At 37.4% G+C, this 5,539-nt stretch carries 4 protein-coding genes; all 4 read right to left on the reverse strand.

Annotation, left to right across the window (positions count from 1 at the left end; translation table 11 throughout):
• Window positions 1-231: 231 nt before the first annotated feature.
• The 4 genes from SGJ10_03340 to SGJ10_03355 all read right to left on the reverse strand — a co-directional run bounded on the left by SGJ10_03340 (window position 232) and on the right by SGJ10_03355 (window position 4,337).
• On the reverse strand, window positions 232-1,473 hold the full coding sequence (locus SGJ10_03340; protein MDZ4757160.1) for a DEAD/DEAH box helicase: 1,242 nt from the start codon (window positions 1,471-1,473) through the stop codon (window positions 232-234).
• Between the two features lie 408 nt (window positions 1,474-1,881).
• A complete protein-coding gene (gene nuoH, locus SGJ10_03345) occupies window positions 1,882-2,898 on the reverse strand; it encodes an NADH-quinone oxidoreductase subunit NuoH (protein ID MDZ4757161.1) in 1,017 nt (338 codons plus the stop codon).
• A gap of 35 nt (window positions 2,899-2,933) precedes the next feature.
• Window positions 2,934-3,878 (reverse strand): 2Fe-2S iron-sulfur cluster-binding protein, encoded by a 945-nt coding sequence (locus tag SGJ10_03350; GenBank protein MDZ4757162.1) that lies wholly within the window; start codon window positions 3,876-3,878, stop codon window positions 2,934-2,936.
• A 312-nt stretch (window positions 3,879-4,190) separates the two neighbouring features.
• Window positions 4,191-4,337: a hypothetical protein gene (locus tag SGJ10_03355; protein ID MDZ4757163.1), complete on the reverse strand. Its 147-nt coding sequence runs from the start codon at window positions 4,335-4,337 to the stop codon at window positions 4,191-4,193.
• Between the last annotated feature and the right edge of the window lie 1,202 nt (window positions 4,338-5,539).

Below are 5,539 nucleotides of genomic sequence, written 5' to 3' on the forward strand. Positions count from 1 at the left end.
CCGCATCCCGATAATTATCGGGATTAAGCGGGGCTTTCGGGATGTAGTTCGGCATTACCATTCTACAAACCAAATCTGCCACAGGCGGAGAACTATTTTAGTTTAAGAATTGGTATTACAAATGTATGGTTACGAATTCAAACCACAAATACCTTTTGGTGGGTATTTATTTTAAGGTTATCCGTGCTGCCCGTGGTTGAGTGTTTTCACCAACCACACCAGTTTCACAACCTATTTCTTCTTCTTCTTTTTCTGAAATTCTTCTTCCGATTTCATCGCATCATTTATCAATGCACTCCAATTATTATTGGCGTCTTTCGAAAAATCCAAAGTAGCTTCATAATCGTTTTTGTCAATCTTTACCTCATCAATGGGGCCGCCTATATATTTTTCAATTTCTAGTAATAATGGTTTTTCTTCAGGGCTGCAAAATGATACTGCATGACCCAGCAAAACACCCCGCCCAGTGCGACCTACACGATGCACATAATTCTCGGGCAATTCGGGCAAATCATAATTAATAACGTAATCTACTTTCGATATATCAATTCCTCTTGCACTTACATCGGTAGCAATAAGCATTTTTACTTTATCATTTTTAAAATCAGTCATGGCGGAGAGGCGTGCGTCTTGCTCTTTATCGCCATGCATAGTAAGGCTTGTAATACCCACTCTTTCCATAGCTTGATGTACTCTTTCGGCACGAACTTTTGTCCGTACAAAAACCAAAATTTTACTATCGGGTGCTTCAGTTGCTAACCTTTCCAAAAAGAAACGTTTATCATCCATGCCTATATAGGCAACAGTATGTGTTACATTTTTCGATACTGGATTTTTGGGCGATATATGTATACGAATTGGATTTTCTACAATAGCATAAGCCAACTTTTTTATTTCCTTATCAATCGTTGCGGAGAAAAATAAAGTTTGCCTTTTGAATGGCAAAAGTTTGATAACATCTCTGATATCTTTGATGAAACCCAAATCCAACATTTGATCTGCTTCGTCCAAAATTAATATCTCAACGGCATCCAATTTTATATAACCCTGGCTTACCAAATCAAACATTCTGCCTGGTGTAGAAATAAGTATATCAACGCCTTCAGCAAGTTTATCTATTTGCGGCCATTGCTCCACACCTCCATGCAAACATAATATATTAAGTGGGGTGTACTTACTCAGGTTTGTAAACACTTCTGCTATTTGCACAGCCAGCTCACGCGTGGGCAGCATCACCAAACATCTAATGTTTTTTGTATAAGTATGTTGCTTCGGTTTGCGTTGCAATCTATGTATTACAGGAATTGCAAATGCGGCTGTTTTACCTGTTCCGGTTTGGGCAATCGCTAATATATTTTGCCCTTGTAATATGGCAGGAATCGATTTGAATTGTATATCCGTAGGGCGACTAAAACCTATTTCAGCAATGCTCTTTTTTAATTCGGTTGATATATTATAGTCGGCAAATTTCATCTGTTTATGTATATTATCTATGCTAATGCTTTCTTCCTTGCCTCGCTTGCCGCGAAGGCGTTACTTTTGACGCCAAAAGTACCCAAAAGCGTTTTAAAATACACAGGTAATTTTTGCACGACACACAGGCTGTCGCACTGCAAAACCGTGACTGCGACAAAGCACCGTGTTCCCTTGCTTTATTGCTTTTATTAGTAGTGGCGATATACATAATAAGGAATATTTGTCAATGCTATTGTCACGTCACTATCACTTCTGTATTTTAAAATGTCTTTCAATTCAAGCTACTTGTTTTCATACTGAGATTTGTACCATGCAGCTATATTTTTTTGCCGAACTGTGGGTCTATTCAATAGATTCTTCGCTCCCGCATAAGATTCGGGATGCTCAGCATGACGTTGTTATGGTTTACTTCCAAATATAAGTCATCCAACCACCAGTAAGTAGCATATTTATAATAGCCAAAGGTATTAATACTTTCCAACCTAAGTGCATCAATTGGTCGTAGCGAAAACGAGGTAAAGTCCAACGAACCCACATGAAGAAAAATATGAAGAAAAATATTTTTGCAAATAAAGCCAATACGCCCAAAATAGCTAAAGTATTACCTTCGAAAAAATGCATCCCTGGGAAATTATAAGCACCAAAATATAAAGTTGAAATCATGGTAGCCGATATAAACATATTAATATATTCTGCAAAAAGGAAGAAGCCCAATTTCATACTACTATATTCTGTATGATAGCCGCCAATCAATTCACTGTCACATTCGGCAAGGTCAAAAGGGGCACGATTAGTTTCAGCAAAAGCACATACAATAAATATTAAAAATCCGAGTGGTTGATATAATATATTCCAATGCCAGCCATCTTGATTGGCAGCAATTACGCGTAAACTCAAACTCTCATTCATCATCACAATGGCTATAATACTTAAGCCCATCGCTAGTTCATAACTAATCATTTGGCTCGATGCACGGATAGCACCCATCAGCGAATATTTATTGTTCGATGCCCAGCCTCCTACCATAATTCCATATACCCCGATACTCAAAAATCCCATCACATATAATATCCCTATATTAATATCGGCTACTTGCAAACTAATATTTCGACCAAACATTTCTATGGAAGTTCCCCAAGGTATCACGGCACTTGTCATCAAAGCTGTTAGCATCGCTATTCCGGGACCTAATATAAATAACCATTTCTCGGACGCCGCAGGAATAAAATCTTCTTTAAAAAACATTTTGCCACCATCGGCGAGGGGTTGCAGTATACCAAATGGTCCCGCTCTATCAGGTCCTATGCGGTCTTGAAGAAATGCCGCTACCTTGCGTTCCATATAAGTACTATACATGGCTATCACCAAAGTGATGGAAAATATGATAATAATTAATATACTTTTTTCTAAGATTAATTCCATAAATGGTTACAGATTTTTATATACTTTTATAATAATTATTTCAAAGTTTTTACTTTTTCCAGTTCAGGCAACTCATAATGATTTTGTGCAATCACCGAATGTTTATCTATATGCCTAGGTCCTTCAATTGTCCAATCGGCCAACGATTTTTTATCAAAACGGCAAGTATTACATATAAAGTCTTCTACCTCGCCCCATTCGTCTTTGCGGGCAGTAACGCGTAATACATCATCGCCAAACAACCATACTGCAGTTTTGCCGCAACACTTATCACAATTGCGATGTGCATCCATCGGGCGGGCAAACCAAACCCTGCTTTTAAATCTAAAAGTTTTATCAGTCAAGGCACCTACGGGACATACATCAATCACATTTCCTGAGAAATCGTTGTCAATTACATTATGTATATAAGTACTAATTTCACTATGGTCGCCACGGTTCAATATTCCGTGCACACGGTTATCGGTAATTTGGTCGGCGGTATATACACAGCGGTAGCAAAGTATACAACGGTTCATGTGTAATTTTATCTTATCGCCTATGTCTTCCATTTCAAAAGTGCGACGTTCTTCATCGGTACGGGTGCTTGCAACCCCATGCTTGTAGCCTAGGTCTTGCAGGTCACATTCTCCAGCTTGGTCGCATACGGGGCAATCGAGTGGATGGTTCAATAATAAAAATTCCACTACACCTTTACGTGCATCAATCACTTTGGCACTCGTTTCATTGCCTACTTCCATGCCGTCCATCACGGGTGTGCTGCAACTGGCCACCAGTTTGGGCATAGGCCTTGGGTCTTTTTCACTACCCTTGGTTACCTCTACTAGGCAAGTGCGGCATTTGCCACCGCTGCCTTCTAGTTTACTATAATAGCACATGGCAGGTGGTGCCACGTCGTGGCCTATCATGCGGGCAGCGTTCAGTATAGTGGTGCCATCAGGCACTTCAATTGATTTTCCGTCTATGGTTACTTTAGCCATTTTTTCTTTTTTCGATGTGCAAAAGTAAGGATGGAAAATGGAATTTTTAAGCGAAGTTTATCGGCATTTGTAAACGCTGATTCTTGTCGTCAAGTTTGCCATCGCAAGTTTAAGCGAAGCGAAACTTGTGAGTTCGTTTGGGTCAGCCTCCGACTGACGAAGCCATGGAATGTGATACACTTTTTTTAAATATATAGTGGTGTTTTGTGCTGTGCAAGACAGAGTCTTGCAGTATGAAATGACAAGACAGAGTTTTGCTTTGGCTTAAACTTTTCTAATGTTCTAAACTTTAGAAAAGTTTGTCTCCAAACCCTACTGCTGAAAAGTAGTGGGGTTTTTTATTGAATGATTTTTGCTTATGCTAGAGTTGCCTGCACCTCTTGAGAGGGGGTGCGTGTTGGCTATGCGAGGCAGGGGTGTGTCAATTGCATTATTCCATAACAATTTTAACCTTTTCATATCCTATTGAAAGTATATACAAACCTTTAGAAAAACCACTCACATTTATATTATATTGACTCTCCATTTGTAATTGTATTATATATTTTTTTGCCAAGTATATCATATAGTGCGATGCTCAAGTGCTTATGGTTGGTGGGGACACCAACCATGGACAGATGGGCTACATATAAAATATATAGAAACTATTGCAAACCACCTATCTTTTTATGTACTCTATTCTTTCTATAAAAAACCACGTCAATGCTTATCTGACTTAACTTAGGAGATATAGTATATTGTGAATGATACTTGTTCATTATCCTTTGACTAATGATTGAGTTGGAATATCCGAGACAGTAGTGATAAGAAATCCCAAGTTCTATAGTTCTTTTTGGGGTTTGAAAAGATTTCCTAATACCTGCTACTACAGAATAGTTAACTTTTAAAATCTCTTTGGTTGAATCATTTGATAGAATCTCATAATACGTATCGGAAGAATTTATAGTAAATGCATAAAAAAGGCGATGCATCACATTAAAATTAATATCCAACCCCCCCATATACACTAAATAGTTGCTTATTATTATGCATTATATTGTGTCCGATGAGAAATTGAGGCTTAATAATATAGTAACCTACTTTGGTATAAAACTCACCTGTGGTTAATGGTACATTGACCTTTTCGGATGTAGAATACCCCATACCACAAATGAGCAGATTGCCATATAATAAAAAATTGTTTTTTAAAGATATTTTACTGTTTATGCCTACAGTTAAACTTATGGGTGATGGCGTATAGCTCAAAATATCCCTACGATATATTTCGGGGTGCATTATCTGCTGAGTGCCAAGGGGGAGAATTGTGAACGATGGGTTAACCTGAAACCCTAATTTAAGGCCATCAAACGCATTACAGACTATTGTTTGAATACAAATAAATATTATTATTATATAGATACGCATATTTTAGTTAAATTAGTAATAAAAAAGGGAGAAACTTCTCCCTTTTTTATTCAATTTAAAGTAGCAATATTTTTTGGGTTTTAATAATTTTGGTTGGGTCTATAAGTACTATGGCTGTATTCAAGTTACAAATGCAACTTTTGTTTTGCAAATTTAGATAAATAAAATTCATTTGGTGATAAATATTTTATTTTTTTTCTTGGTCTGTTGTTAAGCTTATTTTGAACATACTCAATGTCTTTATCGGTAACGCTTTC

The organism is Bacteroidota bacterium (assembly GCA_034439655.1).
In the GTDB taxonomy this organism is placed as follows: Bacteria; Bacteroidota; Bacteroidia; order UKL13-3; family UKL13-3; genus CANJUD01.